The 14,725-nt window shown below is 72.1% G+C and carries 14 protein-coding genes and 2 tRNA genes; 9 read left to right on the top strand and 7 right to left on the bottom strand.

Going from position 1 to position 14,725, the window contains the following annotated elements; translation table 11 throughout:
- The first annotated feature begins 183 nt into the window (after positions 1 to 183).
- Positions 184 to 1,206: a class II fructose-bisphosphate aldolase gene (gene fbaA, locus BX285_RS05885; protein WP_097236987.1), complete on the top strand. Its 1,023-nt coding sequence runs from the start codon at positions 184 to 186 to the stop codon at positions 1,204 to 1,206.
- Between the two features lie 99 nt (positions 1,207 to 1,305).
- On the opposite strand, the gene BX285_RS05880 is transcribed toward fbaA, so the two are convergent.
- Positions 1,306 to 1,725 (bottom strand): DUF3151 domain-containing protein, encoded by a 420-nt coding sequence (locus BX285_RS05880; RefSeq protein WP_097236986.1) that lies wholly within the window; start codon positions 1,723 to 1,725, stop codon positions 1,306 to 1,308.
- Between the two features lie 190 nt (positions 1,726 to 1,915).
- Here BX285_RS05880 and BX285_RS05875 point away from each other — a divergent pair, with 190 nt between their 5' ends.
- The gene (locus BX285_RS05875) at positions 1,916 to 2,689 is read left to right on the top strand and encodes a DUF3152 domain-containing protein (protein ID WP_097236985.1); all 774 of its coding nucleotides are present in this window, start codon (positions 1,916 to 1,918) and stop codon (positions 2,687 to 2,689) included.
- Between the two features lie 15 nt (positions 2,690 to 2,704).
- On the opposite strand, the gene BX285_RS05870 is transcribed toward BX285_RS05875, so the two are convergent.
- The 4 genes from BX285_RS05870 to purS form a co-directional block, all read right to left on the bottom strand.
- Positions 2,705 to 3,520 carry a maleylpyruvate isomerase family mycothiol-dependent enzyme gene (locus tag BX285_RS05870; protein ID WP_097236984.1) on the bottom strand — a complete coding sequence of 272 codons (816 nt, stop codon included), beginning with the start codon at positions 3,518 to 3,520 and terminating at the stop codon, positions 2,705 to 2,707.
- A 116-nt stretch (positions 3,521 to 3,636) separates the two neighbouring features.
- Positions 3,637 to 5,892: a phosphoribosylformylglycinamidine synthase subunit PurL gene (gene purL / locus BX285_RS05865; protein WP_121174614.1), complete on the bottom strand. Its 2,256-nt coding sequence runs from the start codon at positions 5,890 to 5,892 to the stop codon at positions 3,637 to 3,639.
- A complete protein-coding gene (purQ, locus tag BX285_RS05860) occupies positions 5,892 to 6,569 on the bottom strand; it encodes a phosphoribosylformylglycinamidine synthase subunit PurQ (protein WP_097236982.1) in 678 nt (225 codons plus the stop codon). The genes purL and purQ overlap by 1 nt, the downstream gene beginning before the upstream one ends.
- On the bottom strand, positions 6,566 to 6,820 hold the full coding sequence (gene purS, locus BX285_RS05855) for a phosphoribosylformylglycinamidine synthase subunit PurS (protein ID WP_049654013.1): 255 nt from the start codon (positions 6,818 to 6,820) through the stop codon (positions 6,566 to 6,568). The genes purQ and purS overlap by 4 nt, the downstream gene beginning before the upstream one ends.
- A 466-nt stretch (positions 6,821 to 7,286) precedes the next feature.
- On the opposite strand from purS, the gene BX285_RS05850 reads away from it, so the two are divergent.
- The 7 genes from BX285_RS05850 to BX285_RS05820 all read left to right on the top strand — a co-directional run bounded on the left by BX285_RS05850 (position 7,287) and on the right by BX285_RS05820 (position 11,948).
- The gene (locus BX285_RS05850; RefSeq protein WP_030056585.1) at positions 7,287 to 7,604 is read left to right on the top strand and encodes an Lsr2 family protein; all 318 of its coding nucleotides are present in this window, start codon (positions 7,287 to 7,289) and stop codon (positions 7,602 to 7,604) included.
- A 149-nt stretch (positions 7,605 to 7,753) separates the two neighbouring features.
- Positions 7,754 to 7,826 (top strand) — tRNA-Gly (locus BX285_RS05845).
- Between the two features lie 39 nt (positions 7,827 to 7,865).
- A tRNA-Gly gene (locus BX285_RS05840) sits at positions 7,866 to 7,938 on the top strand.
- 176 nt (positions 7,939 to 8,114) lie between these two features.
- Positions 8,115 to 9,131 carry an ABC transporter ATP-binding protein gene (locus BX285_RS05835; RefSeq protein WP_097236981.1) on the top strand — a complete coding sequence of 339 codons (1,017 nt, stop codon included), beginning with the start codon at positions 8,115 to 8,117 and terminating at the stop codon, positions 9,129 to 9,131.
- A complete protein-coding gene (locus BX285_RS05830; RefSeq protein ID WP_121174613.1) occupies positions 9,128 to 9,967 on the top strand; it encodes an ABC transporter permease in 840 nt (279 codons plus the stop codon). Before BX285_RS05835 ends, BX285_RS05830 begins: the two co-directional genes overlap by 4 nt.
- 65 nt (positions 9,968 to 10,032) lie before the next feature.
- On the top strand, positions 10,033 to 11,331 hold the full coding sequence (locus tag BX285_RS05825; protein WP_259470442.1) for a sensor histidine kinase: 1,299 nt from the start codon (positions 10,033 to 10,035) through the stop codon (positions 11,329 to 11,331).
- Positions 11,328 to 11,948 (top strand): response regulator transcription factor, encoded by a 621-nt coding sequence (locus BX285_RS05820; RefSeq protein WP_121174612.1) that lies wholly within the window; start codon positions 11,328 to 11,330, stop codon positions 11,946 to 11,948. Before BX285_RS05825 ends, BX285_RS05820 begins: the two co-directional genes overlap by 4 nt.
- A gap of 24 nt (positions 11,949 to 11,972) precedes the next feature.
- Here the strand turns inward: BX285_RS05820 and BX285_RS05815 are convergent, their stop codons facing one another.
- Both BX285_RS05815 and BX285_RS05810 read right to left on the bottom strand, forming a co-directional pair.
- Entirely contained in the window at positions 11,973 to 12,872 is a 900-nt protein-coding gene (locus BX285_RS05815; protein ID WP_097236978.1) for a phosphoribosylaminoimidazolesuccinocarboxamide synthase, read from the bottom strand.
- Between the two features lie 89 nt (positions 12,873 to 12,961).
- Complete coding sequence (locus BX285_RS05810; protein WP_097240114.1) at positions 12,962 to 14,500, bottom strand: N,N-dimethylformamidase beta subunit family domain-containing protein; 1,539 nt, start codon at positions 14,498 to 14,500, stop codon at positions 12,962 to 12,964.
- Positions 14,501 to 14,725 lie beyond the last annotated feature (225 nt).

The following is a 14,725-nucleotide window of genomic DNA, read 5'->3' as shown; positions in this document are numbered from 1 at the left end:
CGGCGTCCGGTCCGCGGCGGCCCACCACCCTCATGGCCGTCCGCGCAGGTCGCCTCGAACCTTGGTGCCGGAGAGCCACACCGCAACGCCGCGCGTCGGCGGGCCGGCCCGGAGTCGTCACGAAGGCGTACACAGCGTCGGACAGCACCGTCCGTACGCCGCAACCCGACAGGAGCGGATCGCATGCCCATCGCAACTCCCGAGGTCTACAACGAGATGCTGGACCGGGCCAAGGCGGGCAAGTTCGCCTACCCGGCCATCAACGTCACCTCGTCGCAGACCCTGCACGCCGCGCTGCGTGGTTTCGCCGAGGCCGAGAGCGACGGCATCATCCAGATCTCGACCGGTGGCGCGGAGTTCCTGGGCGGCCAGCACAACAAGGACATGGTGACCGGCGCGGTCGCGCTCGCCGAGTTCGCCCACATCGTCGCCGCCAAGTACGACGTGACCGTCGCGCTGCACACCGACCACTGCCCGAAGGACAAGCTGGACGGCTACGTCCGCCCGCTGCTGGCGGTCTCCGCCGAGCGCGTGGCCAAGGGCCAGAACCCGCTCTTCCAGTCGCACATGTGGGACGGCTCCGCCGAGACCCTGTCGGACAACCTGGCCATCGCCCAGGAGCTGCTGGCCCAGGCCGCCGCCGCCCGGATCATCCTTGAGGTCGAGATCACCCCGACCGGCGGCGAGGAGGACGGCGTCACCCACGAGATCAACGACGAGCTGTACACCACCGTCAACGACGCCGTGCGCACCGCCGAGGCGCTGGGCCTGGGCGAGAAGGGCCGCTACCTGCTGGCCGCCTCGTTCGGCAACGTGCACGGCGTGTACAAGCCGGGCAACGTCGTGCTGAAGCCGGAGCTGCTGCGCGAGCTGCAGGACGCGATCGGCAAGCAGTACGGCAAGACCGACCCGTTCGACTTCGTCTTCCACGGCGGCTCGGGCTCGACCGCCGAGGAGATCGCCACCGCGCTGGAGAACGGCGTCGTGAAGATGAACCTGGACACCGACACCCAGTACGCCTTCACCCGCCCGGTCGCCGGCCACATGTTCGCCAACTACGACGGCGTGCTGAAGGTCGACGGCGAGGTCGGCAAGAAGAACACCTACGACCCGCGCACCTGGGGCAAGCTCGCCGAGGCCGGCATGGCCGCCCGCGTGGTCGAGGCCGCCGAGCAGCTGCGTTCCGCGGGCAAGCGCCTGAAGTGAAGCCGGTGAGGCCGGTGACCGCCTGACCCGAGCGCGGTCGGCACGGAACACGGGTGCCCCCGGCGGACTTCCGCCGGGGGCACCCGTGCTTCGGGGTTGCTACTGCTTGAGCTCCGCGTACGCCTCCGCGCTGCTGTCCTTCAGGAACTGCCAGCAGCGCTCCTCCTCCGCGGTCTCCTTGATCGCGCCGGCCGCCCGGGCGAGCGCCGCCAGGCAGCGCAGGAAGCCGCGGTTGCCGCGGTGCTCCCACGGCACCGGGCCGTGGCCCTTCCACCCGTTGCGGCGCAGCGCGTCCAGGCCGCGGTGGTAGCCGGTGCGGGCGTAGGCGTACGACTCGACGTAGCGGCCGGCCGCGTAGGCGTCGTCGGCGAGCATGGCCCAGGCCAGGCAGAAGGTCGGGAACTCGGCCGCCACCTGGGTCGGTGAGGCCGACTCCTCCGCCAGCATCCGGTAGGGCCGCTCCTCCTCGGGCAGGAGCGTCGGGTCGGGACCGTCGAGAAGGTTCCTGTGAATCGCCATGCCTTGCAGTCTGCCACCCGAGACGCAGGGGTCAACCGTCGCACCGGCCCACCGGGCGCGTGGACATTCACCCGTTCGCCATGCCAGGGTGACGATCGTGCCAGCAGTCCGACCCGCCGGTAGGCGAGCCGCCCCGCACCGCAACGGGGGCCGCAGACGCCGCAAGCCGCGTCGGAGAGTCGGAGTTGGCATGCTCACGGCACTTGTGGTGGCCGTCCTGGTGCTGGGCGTCACGGCGGTCGTGCTCAACCGCCCCGAGGACGCCCCGGCCGCCGCCCCGACCACCCAAGCGCGGGTCCTCCCGCCCGCCGAGGGCAGCCCGACCACGGCACCTCCGCCGGCCCCGGTCGCCCCTCCACCGCCCACGCCGCCCCCGGCCCCGGCCGGCCCGGATCCCGGCCCCGGCAAGGGCGCGGGCACCTTCACCATCGCCCCGGCCAGCGCCAAGGCCGTCGGCCGCGGCACCGTGCGCCGCTACCGGGTCGAGGTCGAGGACGGCATCGGCATCGACGCCCCCACCGCCGCCGCGCAGATCCACGGCATCCTCGGCGACCCGCGCGGCTGGACCAACGACCGCAAGAACGGCTTCCAGCTGGTCGCGACCGGCTCGTACGACTTCACCGTGAAGATCGCCTCGCCCGCCACCGTGGACCGGATCTGCGGCGCCTCCGGCCTGGACACCCACGGCGAGGTCAACTGCAACGTCGGCAACCAGGTGCTCGTCAACTCCAAGCGCTGGAACACCGGTTCACCACAGTTCAGCGGCCCGATCGAGGAGTACCGGGCGCTGATCGTCAACCACGAGGTCGGCCACCGGATCGGCCACGGGCACGAGACCTGCCCGGGCGAGGGCAAGCCCGCGCCCGCGATGATGCAGCAGATCTACGGCCTCAAGGGCTGCACGCCCAACGCCTGGCCGTACACGGCGGAGGGCACCTACCTCAGCGGGCCCTCCGTCCCGTAGCCCTCCTAGCAGGCCCTAGCGGAGCACCGGCAGGTACGCCCGCAGGTCGCTGCGCTCCCCCGAGGCGGAGACCGCGGCCGTCTCCACCGCCGCCGCCCACTCGGCCCGGCCGGTGGCCAGCCGGATCCAGGTCAGCGCATCGGTCTCCACCACGTTGGGCGGGGTGCCCCGGGTGTGCTTCGGGCCCGGCACCGCCTGGACGACCGCGTACGGCGGGATCCGCAGCTCGACCGCGCCGCCGGGCACCTGCCCCGCGAGGGCGTCGGCCAGCATCCGGGAGACCGCGGCGAGGGCCTGGCGGTCGTGCGGGAAGGCGTCCAGGCCCAGCGCCTCGGCCAGGTCCTCGGCGTGCACCACGGTCTCGACCAGCCGGGTCACCAGGTAGTCGGCCAGGAGCATCGGATGGCCGCTCAGGAAGGTCACCCGCCGCTCCGGCTCCACCGAGGCCAGCTTGTCGAGCACGATCTGCACGGCGTCGAGCGACCGGTCGAACTCGGCGGCCACCTCCTCGGCCGGGCCGGCGAACCCGCTCGCCACGTGCTCCGTGGTCGCGGTGTCGACGAACTCGGCCATCGTCCCGGCCAGCGCCGCGTACTCGGCCAGCGGAAGCACGGGCCCGGCCACCTCCGGTGCGTCCAGCACGGCGAGCAACTGGCTCAGCGCCAGGCTCAGGTGGGTCACCAGCTCCCGCACCCGCCAGGAGCCGAGCCGGGTCGGCCGGTCCAGATCGGAATCCGTGAGCCGGTGCACGACATCGCGCACCGCCTCGCTCTGCGCCGTCAACGCGGCGCTCACCTTGTGCGGCTGATACGTACGGGACTTGGCAGGCATGGGCGTCAACATACGCCCAGGGGCGGGCAGTTCACCAGAGAACCGCCCGCCCCACTGTCAGTCGCGCGCTCGCCTCCGAGAATGCTCGGCGCGGGGAGCCGCCCGTCAGTCGCCCGTCAGGCCAGCAGGGCCTCGATGACGCCGGTGTGGGCGTCCTTCAGCTCGGCCAGCGAGACGCTGAACTGGCCCTGGACGTCCAGGGATTCGCCGTCCACGACACCGATCCGGGTGGCCGGCAGGCCGCGCGCGGTGCACATGTCGTTGAACCGGAGCTCCTCGCTGCGCGGCACCGCCACGACGGCGCGGCCGGCCGACTCCGAGAACAGCAGGACGAACGGGTCCATGCCCTCGGGCACGATGATCCGCGCGCCGTGACCGCCCTTGAGGCAGCTCTCCACGAGCGCCTGGCCGAGGCCACCGTCGGAGAGGTCGTGCGCGGCGTCGATCATGCCGTCGCGCGAGGCGGCGATCAGGATCTCGCCGAGCAGCCGCTCGCGCTCCAGGTCGACCTTGGGCGGCAGACCGCCGAGGTGGTCGTGGACCGCCTGCGACCAGGCCGAGCCGCCGAGCTCGTCCGCCGTGTCGCCGAGCAGGTAGAGCAGCTGCCCCTCCTCGGCGAAGGCGACCGGGGTGCGCCGGGTGACGTCGTCGATGACGCCGAGCACCGCGACCACCGGGGTCGGGTGGATGGCGACCTCGCCGGTCTGGTTGTAGAGCGAGACGTTGCCGCCGGTGACCGGGGTGCCGAGCACCAGGCAGGCGTCGGCCAGGCCGCGGGTGGCCTCGGCGAACTGCCACATCACGTCCGGGTCCTCGGGGGAGCCGAAGTTGAGGCAGTCGGAGACGGCGAGCGGCTTGGCGCCGCCGGCCGCGACGTTGCGGTACGCCTCGGCCAGGGCCAGCTGGGCGCCGGTGTACGGGTCCAGCTTGGCGAAGCGGCCGTTGCCGTCGGTGGCGACCGAGACGCCGAGGTTGGTCTCGTCGTCGATCCGGATCATGCCCGAGTCCTCGCCGGAGGCGAGCACGGTGTTGCCCAGCACGTAGCGGTCGTACTGGTCGGTGATCCAGGACTTGGAGGCCTGGTTCGGGTGGCTCGCGACCTTCAGCAGGTCGGCCTTGAGGCCCTCGCCGGTGGTCGGGCGGGCCAGCCGCTCGGCGGTGGGGGCGTCGGCCTGCAGCGCGTCCTGCCAGCTCGGGCGGGCGTACGGGCGCTGGTAGGTCGGGCCCTCGTGGGCGACGGTGCGCGGCGGGACGTCCACCACGAGCTCGCCGTGCCAGAAGATCTCCAGGCGCTCGCCGTCGGTCACCTCACCGATGACGTTGGCGATGACGTCCCACTTCTCGCAGATCTCCAGGAAGCGGTCGACCTTGTCGGGCTCCACGATGGCGCACATGCGCTCCTGCGACTCGCTCATGAGGATCTCCTCCGGCGAGAGCGTGTGGTCGCGCAGGTGCACGGTGTCGAGCTCGATCCGCATGCCGCCGGAGCCGGCCGAGGCCAGCTCGCTGGTGGCGCAGGACAGGCCGGCGCCGCCGAGGTCCTGGATGCCCTTGACGAGCTTCTCGCGGAAGATCTCCAGGGTGCACTCGATCAGGAGCTTCTCCTGGAACGGGTCGCCGACCTGGACCGCCGGGCGCTTGGCCGGCTTGGTGTCGTCGAAGGTCTCGGAGGCGAGCACCGAGACGCCGCCGATGCCGTCGCCGCCGGTGCGGGCGCCGTACAGGATGACCTTGTTGCCGGCGCCGGAGGCCTGCGCGAGGTGGATGTCCTCGTGCTTCATGACGCCCACGCACAGCGCGTTGACCAGCGGGTTGCCCTGGTAGCAGGAGTCGAAGACGACCTCGCCGCCGATGTTCGGCAGGCCCAGGCAGTTGCCGTAGCCGCCGATGCCCGCGACGATCCCGGGCAGCACGCGCCGGGTGTCCGGGTGGTCGGCCGCACCGAAGCGCAGCGGGTCCATCACGGCGACCGGGCGGGCGCCCATCGCCAGGATGTCGCGCACGATGCCGCCGATGCCGGTGGCCGCGCCCTGGTAGGGCTCGATGTACGACGGGTGGTTGTGCGACTCGACCTTGAAGGTGACGGCGTAGCCCTGGCCGACGTCGACCACACCGGCGTTCTCGCCGATGCCGACGAGCATCGCGTCCGAGTCGGGCTTCTTCTCGCCGAACTGCTTCAGGTGGACCTTGCTGCTCTTGTACGAACAGTGCTCCGACCACATGACCGAGTACATCGCGAGTTCGGCGCCGGTGGGGCGGCGGCCGAGGATCTCGCGGATGCGCGCGTACTCGTCCTCCTTGAGGCCGAGTTCGGCCCAGGGCTGGGCGGCGTCCGGGGTCTGCTCGGCGTTCTTGACGGTGTCGAGGCTCATCAGGCGTTCACCAGCTGCTTCAGGACGGAAGTGAAGAAGCCCAGGCCCTCGGTGGTCGGGCCGGTGAGCGACTCCACGGCGTGCTCCGGGTGCGGCATCAGGCCGACGACATTGCCGGCGGCGTTGGTGATGCCGGCGATGTCGCGGTACGAACCGTTCGGGTTGACGTCGAGGTAACGGGCGACCACCCGGCCCTCCGCCTCCAGCTCGTCCAGGACGTGCTCGTCCGCGACGAAGCGGCCCTCGCCGTTCTTCAGCGGCACGACGATTTCCTGGCCCGCCGAGTAATCGCGGGTCCAGGCGGTGCCGGCGTTCTCGATCCGCAGCTTCTGGTCGCGGCAGATGAAGTGCAGCGAGTCGTTGCGGGTGAGCGCACCGGGCAGCAGGTGGGATTCGCAGAGCACCTGGAAGCCGTTGCAGATACCGAGGACGGGCATTCCGAGCTTCGCCTGCTCGATGACGGTCTCCATCACCGGCGAGAAGCGCGAGATCGCACCGCAGCGCAGATAGTCGCCGTAACTGAATCCGCCCGGCAGGACGACGGCGTCGACCTGGTGGAGATCCTTGTCACGGTGCCAGAGGGCGACCGGCTCGGCGCCGGCGAGACGGACCGCCCGCTGGGCGTCGCGGTCGTCGAGGGAGCCGGGGAAAGTGACGACGCCGACGCGGGTGGTCACTTGCCCTCCTCCTCGACCCGGACGGTGAAGTCCTCGATCACGGTGTTGGCGAGAAAGGTCTCGGCGGCTTCGCGGATACGGGCGAGCGCCGCGTCGTCGACCGGGCCCTCCACATCCAGCTCGAAACGCTTGCCCTGGCGGACGTCGGCGATCCCGGTGAATCCGAGACGGGGCAGTGCACGCTGCACCGCCTGTCCCTGGGGGTCGAGGATCTCCGGCTTGAGCATGACGTCGACTACGACGCGTGCCACTGGCACTCCCGGTGGTGTCTTCGGTGAGGCGGGGGAACTCCAGACTACCGGTGGTTTCGGGCTGCATTGCTGGCCGGGGATAGCGACGCGCGTAGACTCAGGACCCTTACGCCGCAAGGGATCCGGCCCCCTCGCCCCCGCCGCGGCCGTCCGGTTTCCACGGATTCGGCGTCCGGAACGGCTGCCCCCGAAGAACACCCGAATACGGCACTTGGGGACAGATCCGCCCGTCCCGCACACCGGTATCCGGCGGCCCCACGAAGAGACGTGAATATACGGAAAAGAATGCGGGACTCTTCGATTTCGACCCCCTTCGGGTGCAGAATAGGGCCACCTGTCGCGGCAAGTGCTGCGTATCAGGCGGGCCATCGGGCCTGCCCGTATGCGCTTGCGCGAGTTGGTGCACAGCAGGCCCCGGACGTACCCCGCGGACCGGCGGCCGAATTGCCCGAGAGGATTGACACCCATGGCTCAGCGTGTAGTTGTCACGCTCTCCGACGACCTGGACGGCGGCGCCGCCGCGGAAACCGTCCACTTCGGCGTCGACGGGAAGTCGTACGAGATCGACCTGTCCGTGGACAACGCGGAAAAGCTGCGGGAGGCCCTCGCCCCGTTCGTCGCGGCCGGCCGTCGCCAGAGCCGCACCGGAAAGTCCTTCCGCCGCACCGCCCTCACCCCGGACCCGGCCGCCGTCCGCGCCTGGGCCCTGTCCCGCGGCATGGAACTGCCGGCCCGCGGCCGCATCCCCAAGCACGTGTACGAGGCGTTCGCCGAGGCGAACTGACCCTCGACCCCCGGGAGCACCCGCTCCCCGGTCGCCCTGCCCGCCCGAACGAAAGGGTGGGGCGACCACCCCGAACGATGCTGTAGAGTATTCCTCGTCGCCGCAACGGAGAGATCCGAAGAGGCGGCCGGTGCCCCACCAGGCACCGTGCGGACGTGGCTCAGTTGGTAGAGCATCACCTTGCCAAGGTGAGGGTCGCGAGTTCGAATCTCGTCGTCCGCTCGCAGTGCGCGAGCACAGCACAACTCAATAGTTTGACCTGCGGACGTGGCTCAGTTGGTAGAGCATCACCTTGCCAAGGTGAGGGTCGCGAGTTCGAATCTCGTCGTCCGCTCCGAAACGAAGGGCTCCCTCGATCGAGGGGGCCCTTCGGCATTCCCGCCCGGGGCCTCCGAATTCGGCCGGAGCCCGGCAGCCATGACATTTGTCATCGCCGACCCGTGGATCCCCACCGCGAGGTCATGACGGCGCGCACTGCCCGCGCGGCCGGGGCGGCGAAAGGCTTGGGGCATGGAAACGAGCCGGCCCTCCCGCCCCAGCGACACCGTGATCGAGGTCACCGACCTGCACCGCCACTACGGCAGCGGTGCTACCGGCTACCACGCCGTGCGCGGCGTCGACCTGACCGTCGGCCGCGGTGAGCTGTTCGCCCTGCTCGGCACCAACGGGGCCGGCAAGACCTCCACCATGGAACTCATCGAGGGCCTGGCCGCCCCCGACGGCGGCACCGTCCGGGTGTTCGGCCACGACCCCCACCGGGAGCGCGACGCCGTCCGCCCGCGGATCGGCATCATGCTCCAGGAGGGCGGGTTCCCCGGTGAGCTCACCGCCGCCGAGACCGGCCGCGCCTGGGCCGGGCTGACCAGCGGCGCCCGCCCGGTCGAGGAGGCCCTGGAGCTGGTCGGCCTCACCCACCGCCGCAACGTACGGGTCAAGCAGCTCTCCGGCGGCGAACGGCGCCGGCTCGACCTCGCGGTGGCCCTGCTCGGCCGTCCCGAGGTGCTGTTCCTGGACGAGCCCAGCACCGGCCTCGACCCCGAGGCCCGCGCAGCCGTCTGGCGGCTGGTCCGCGAACTGCGCGCCCAGGGCACCACCGTCCTCCTCACCACGCACTACCTGGAGGAGGCCGAGGAACTGGCCGACCGGCTGGCCGTCATGCACGGCGGCCAGGTCGTCACCAGCGGCACCGTCGCCGAGGTGATCGCCGGACGGCCGTCCCGGATCAGCTTCGAGCTGCCCGCCTTCGCCGGGACCCCGCTCCCGCTGCTGCCCCGGGCCGAGGTCACCGCCGACGGCCGCAAGGTCACCGTGCAGACCACCGCGCTCCAGCAGACCCTCCACGAACTGCTCGACTGGGCCCACCGGCACGAGGTCGCGCTCGGCGCCCTGGACGCCCGCAGCGCCTCGCTGGAGGAGGCCTTCCTCGCCATCGCCTCCGAGGCCGCCCACCAGGCGCCGCCGGCGGAAACCCCGCCCTCGCCCACCACCCGCCCCGCCCGCCGCCGCCTGATCGGATCCGCCCGATGACCACCGCCGCCCCCGGCACCGCCGCCCCCGCCGCCGGCCCGCAGAGCAGCACCGGCCGCCGGCTGCTCGCCCTCGGCCGCGCCGAGACCACCCTGCTGCTGCGCAACCGCACGGCGCTGTTCACCGCCCTGCTGCTGCCGCTGTTCCTGGTCGCCAGCCTGCACGGCACGCTCGCCAAGCAGGCCGAGGACAACCCCGGGCTGGACGTCGACTCGCTGCTGGTCTACGGCTCGGTCGGGATGATGCTGGCCTTCGTCGTCTACTACAACCTGACCGCCGCCTACGTCGCCCGGCGCGGCGAGCTGGTCCTCAAGCGGCTGCGCACCGGCGAGGCCCGGGACATCGAGATCCTGCTGGGCACGGCCGTCCCCTCGCTCACGCTCGGCCTGCTGATGGCGGCCCTGATCGGGATCGGCGGCAGCGTCGGACTTCACCTGTCCGTGCCGGTCAACCCGGTGCTGATGCTCCTCGGCCTGGTGCTGATCCTGGCCACCATGATCGCCCTGGCCGCGCTGTCCAGCGCCTTCACCAAGACCGTGGAGAGCGCCGGCATCACCACCCTGCCGGTCATGCTGGTCCTCCAGCTCGGCTCCGGCCTGTTCATCCCGCTGGAGGTCATGCCCGACCGGCTGGCCGACGTCTGCCGCCTGCTGCCGACCACCCCGGCCTTCCAGCTGATCCGCATCGGCTGGTTCGGCACCGACGGCTCGGCCGCCGCGACCGGCTTCGCCGGCAGCTGGGGCACCGCCGCCCCGCACGTCGTCACCGCTGCGATCTGGCTGGGCCTGGCGGTGTGGGGCGCGGTGCGCTACTTCCGCTGGGAGCCCCGTCGTTGAGCAGCTGTCCGTAATCCGAAGGAACGCCCCCCGTTCGACCTCTGATATGAAGGCAGCAGCGGATCATGGTCGAAAGCATGATCGTGGTCGAACTGGGGGCGGAACAGATGGAAATGCGGTCACCGCTGCGGAGCTGGAAGCGCCTCAGCAAACCCCGGCGCACCGAGTTCTACCTGCGCTGGTCGCTCTACCTGATGGCACTGTTCCAGCTGCCGGGCGTCCTGGTCGCGGCCGGGAGCGCCGCCAAGGACGCCGACGAGCACACCATCTCCGCGATCCGGGTCTCCCTGCTCGTCGGACTCGCCTCGACCCTGGTGCTGCTGCGGGCCTACCGCACCGCCCTCGACCGGTACCTGAAGCGGCCCGTCGGCCGCACCCGGTGGATCGCGACCGCCGCCGGCCTCACGGTGGCGGGCTCCTGGGCGGTCCTGCTGCTCGGGCCGTCCGCCGGCGGGGCGGAGAACCCGGCCGGACCGCCCTTCACCCTGGTGGTCGTCGGTTACCTGCTGGTCTTCTCCTTCGGCCCGGCCTGCGTGGGCCTGACCCCCGGCCGAGCCGCCCTCACCGGGCTGGGCATGCTGCTGGCGGTCGGCGCCGCCGCCCTGGCAGCCGGGCTCGACCTCGCCATGGCCTGCGGCTTCCTGATCGCCGTGGCGGTCAGCATGGCCTTCGTCGGGGGGAGCTGCCGCAGCTTCGCCTGGCTGGTCTCGGTGATCTGGGAGCTCGACGGCGCCCGCGAGGCGCAGTCCCGGCTGGCCGTCGCCGAGGAACGGCTGCGCTTCTCCCGCGACCTGCACGACGTGATGGGCCGCAACCTCACCACCATCGCGCTGAAGAGCGAACTCGCCGTACAGCTCGCCCGCCGCGGGCGCCCGGAGGCCGCCGAGCAGATGGCCGAGGTGCAGCGGATCGCCCAGGAGTCGCAGCGCGAGGTCCGGGACGTCATCCGCGGCTACCGCACCGCCGACCTGCACGCCGAGGCGATCGGTGCCCGGGCGGTGCTGCGCTCCGCCGACGTCGTCTGCGAGATCGACCTCGGCGAGCGCGTCGACGAACTGCCGCCGCCGGTGCAGTCGGTGTTCGGCTGGGTGATCCGCGAGGCCACCACCAACGTGCTGCGGCACAGCGAGGCCGGCCGCTGCCTGATCCGGCTGCGGCAGGAGGGCGGACGGGCGGTGCTGGAGCTGGAGAATGACGGGGTGCCCGCCGTACCGCTCCCCTCCCAGGGCAGCGGCACCGGGCTGCGCGGCCTGCGCGAACGGCTCGCCGCCCACGACGGGGAGCTGACCGTCCCGGCCGCCGAGGCGGGCACCTTCCGGATGCTCGCCACCGTCCCGCTGCACCCCGGAGAGGCCCCGCGATGACCGAGACCGCGCCCGTCCGCGTCCTGCTCGCCGACGACGAGCACCTGATCCGGGGCGCGCTGGCCGCGCTGCTCTCGCTGGAGGACGACATCGAGGTGGTCGCCCAGGCCGGTTCCGGGCCGGAGGCGCTGGCGATGGCGCAGTCGCACCGGCCGGACGTCGCGGTGCTGGACCTGCAGATGCCCGGAAAGGACGGCATCGAGGTGGCCGCCGGGCTGCGGCTGCTGCTGCCGGACTGCCGCTGCATGATCGTCACCGGCCACGGCCGCCCCGGCTACCTGAAGCGGGCGCTGGAGGTCGGGGTGCGCGGCTTCCTGCCCAAGACCGTCTCGGCGGCGGACCTGGCCGGCATCATCCGCACCGTACGGTCCGGCGGCCGGTACGTGGACCCGGAGCTGGCGGCGGACGCGATCAGCGCCGGGGAGACCCCGCTGACCCCGCGCGAGACGGACGTCCTGGAGCTGGCCGCCGACGGCACCTCGATCGCCGAGATCGCCGAGCGGGCCTCGCTCTCCCAGGGCACCGTCCGCAACTACCTGTCCTCGGCGGCCACCAAGCTGGGCGCGGAGAACCGGCACGCGGCGGTGCGGATCGCCCGCGAGCACGGCTGGATCTGAGCCCTGCCCGCGGGCGACGCGGGATCACTGCCAGGTGGTGCCGGTCAGCAGCTCGTAGACCTCGATGTACTTGGCCCGGGTCTGCTCGACCAGCTCGGCGGGCAGCTCCGGCGGCGGCTGCTCGCTGTAGCGGTCCCAGCCGGAGGCCGGGGAGACCAGCCAGTCGCGGATCAGCTGCTTGTCGAAGGACGGCTGCGAGCGGCCCGGCTGCCACTGGTCGGCCGGCCAGTAGCGGGAGGAGTCCGGGGTGAGCACCTCGTCGCCGATCACCAGCTCGCCGTCCAGCAGGCCGAACTCGAACTTGGTGTCGGCCAGGATGATGCCGCGCTCGCGGGCGATGTCCCGGGCGCGGGCGTACACGTCCAGCGTGGTGCGGCGCAGCCGGGCGGCCGGCTCGGCGCCGATCCGGCGGGCGGTCTCCTCGTACGAGACGTTCTCGTCGTGCTCGCCGACCTCGGCCTTGAGGGCCGGGGTGTAGATCGGGGCGGGCAGCTCGGAGCTGTTCTCCAGGCCCTCGGGCAGGGCGATGCCGCAGACCGTGCGGCTCTCCTGGTACTCGGCCAGGCCGGAGCCGGCCAGGTAGCCGCGGGCGACCGCCTCGACCGGGATCATGTCCAGGCTCTTGCAGATCAGCGTGCGGCCCTTCCAGTCGGCGGGGGCGCCGGCCGGGACCTCGGTGGAGATCACGTGGTTGGGGACGATGTCGGCGATCCGCTCGAACCACCACAGCGACAGCTGGGTGAGGACCCGGCCCTTGTCGGGGATCTCGTTCGGCAGCACCCAGTCGTGGGCGGACATCCGGTCGCTGGCCACCATGACCAGCTCGCCCGACTCGTTGCGGTAGAGGTCGCGCACCTTGCCGGTGTGCAGGTGGACCAGGCCGGGTACCTGGACCGGCTCGGGCTTGGTGACAAATCCGCTCAAGGTGTTCAGTCCTCAGGGGTCGTTCGCGGGCGTGGGGCACGGCGAAAGGGGAGGTCACTGCCCCCGCAGTCTTTCACGACCCGCGAACCCTAGTTCTTGCAGAGCCGGTCGAGGAGGTTGGCGGTGGCCCGCTGGATCCGTTCGTCGGTCAGGCCGGGGCGGCCCAGTGCGGGCGACCAGGCGAAGGTGCCGGCCGCGAAGACGTACGCGCCGCTGGGCGCCCGGTACAGCGAGGTCTCCTGGTAGCGGGTGCGCCCGGCCAGGTCCCGGTACGGCGAGTGCGCCAGCAGCACCCGCTCGGTGTGCTCGGGCAGCGCGACCTTGGGGTAGTAGCGGTCGGCCTCGCCGGCGACCAGGCCGGGCAGCTCGTCGCCCTCCTGCAGGCCGGTGCCGTCCCAGAGCCAGTGCGCGGTGTGCCGCGCGACCAGCGGGACGGGCGCGGCGACCCGGCCCGAGTACTGCACGCCGAGCAGGTGCTGCTCGGGCTCGCCGGCGTCCCGCCACAGCGCGCTGGCCGCGCCGGCCGCGCCCGCGGCCGGGCTGCCGGGGCCCACCTTCTGCCGCTTGCGGCAGTTGAGCAGCCGGTTGGGCTCGCCGGAGGCGGCGGCGGTCAGCTCGACCCGCCAGTACATGGTGTTGGCGGAGAGGAACACCAGCGAGGTGCCGCCGTCCCTGGCCCGCTCGGCGGCCCGGCGCATCGGCTCGGACCAGTACTCGTCGTGGCCGGGGAAGACCAGAGCCCGGTGCCGGGACGGATCGACCAGGCCGGCGTGCAGGTCGGTGGCGGTGGCGTAGGAGAGGTCGTAGCCGTAGCGCTCGGCCCAGCGGATGAAGTCGTACGCGTGGCCGACGTGCAGCGGCAGCCCGGCGGTGGCGTGCGGGCGGTCGAAGGAGACGGTGACGGCCGCCTCCGGTTCGCCGACCAGGCCGCCCCGGCCGTCCCAGGCGTGGTAGAGGCTGGCGCCGGTGCGGCCGTCCTCGGGGAACAGGTTGTACGCCTGCCAGGTCACGTCCGGGAGCACCAGGAGCAGCTCGGCGGTGTGCCCCTGGTCGTCGAAGTCCCGGACGGTGAACGGGATGTGGCTGCGGTGCAGCATGTCCACGGTGGTCAGCACGGCGACGTACGCGCCGGGCTTCCAGTGCACCGGGACCTGCAGCCGCCAGGAGTGCCACCAGTGGTGGCAGGAGACCGTCCGGTCGACCACCAACGGGGCGGGCTGGGCGAGGCCGGCGATGCTCGGGCTGGACGTCATCTTGTGGGCGCCGTCGCCGCCGTAGTGGCCGATCCGGTAGACGTCCACGGTGAACTCGCGGGGCGGGTTGACGGTGACCCGGAAGTCCACCGAGCCGCCGGGGCGGACCACTCCGGCCGAGGCGAAGCCCTTGATCTGCTGGTCCACGTCGTTGGAGCTCTGCGGGGTGCCGACCGGCGGCTTGGGGCGGGCACCGGCGGTCAGCGGCTGCTGGCCGGGCGCGTCCACCGAGACGTACCAGGGGACGGCGCCCTCCGCGCCGGCCAGGTACTGGTCCGGGCTGCGCAGCCAGGGCAGCGGGCCCTGGCCGAAGGGGTCGGAGACGCTGTAGGCGTGCGTTCCGGACTCCCAGCGGCGGTTGAGTTCGGTGCCCACGCGCCCCTCCAGGTGCACTTCCGTGACTCCTCGCCCGCCTCCCGAGGCCCGGTTGGCACGTGCCCCCCGGATGTGCGTGCGGTCCAATACACCACAGAGTGCTGGTGCTCCGTCACCCTCCGGTGGCAATTGGTGCGGGGAATCTGGCGTGCCTCCCGGGGACGGCCTCCGGCCTGCGACGACGACCGGCGGGCGAATCGTCCGGGGGCGCGTACGCCGGTGTCG

It is taken from the genome of Streptomyces sp. 1114.5, assembly GCF_003635085.1.
Classification (GTDB): Bacteria; Actinomycetota; Actinomycetes; order Streptomycetales; family Streptomycetaceae; genus Kitasatospora.
Note: the sequence above shows the minus strand (reverse complement) of the source record. Positions and strands in the feature narration are given on the sequence as shown.

Bases quoted from the DNA above. Each gene is read 5' to 3' on its own strand.
- fbaA (WP_097236987.1), top strand. From the start codon at position 184: ATGCCCATCGCAACTCCCGAGGTCTACAACGAGATGCTGGACCGGGCC.
- BX285_RS05880 (WP_097236986.1), bottom strand. From the start codon at position 1,725: ATGGCGATTCACAGGAACCTTCTCGACGGTCCCGACCCGACGCTCCTG.
- BX285_RS05875 (WP_097236985.1), top strand. From the start codon at position 1,916: ATGCTCACGGCACTTGTGGTGGCCGTCCTGGTGCTGGGCGTCACGGCG.
- BX285_RS05870 (WP_097236984.1), bottom strand. From the start codon at position 3,520: ATGCCTGCCAAGTCCCGTACGTATCAGCCGCACAAGGTGAGCGCCGCG.
- purL (WP_121174614.1), bottom strand. From the start codon at position 5,892: ATGAGCCTCGACACCGTCAAGAACGCCGAGCAGACCCCGGACGCCGCC.
- BX285_RS05850 (WP_030056585.1), top strand. From the start codon at position 7,287: ATGGCTCAGCGTGTAGTTGTCACGCTCTCCGACGACCTGGACGGCGGC.
- BX285_RS05835 (WP_097236981.1), top strand. From the start codon at position 8,115: ATGGAAACGAGCCGGCCCTCCCGCCCCAGCGACACCGTGATCGAGGTC.
- BX285_RS05830 (WP_121174613.1), top strand. From the start codon at position 9,128: ATGACCACCGCCGCCCCCGGCACCGCCGCCCCCGCCGCCGGCCCGCAG.
- BX285_RS05825 (WP_259470442.1), top strand. From the start codon at position 10,033: ATGGTCGAAAGCATGATCGTGGTCGAACTGGGGGCGGAACAGATGGAA.
- BX285_RS05820 (WP_121174612.1), top strand. From the start codon at position 11,328: ATGACCGAGACCGCGCCCGTCCGCGTCCTGCTCGCCGACGACGAGCAC.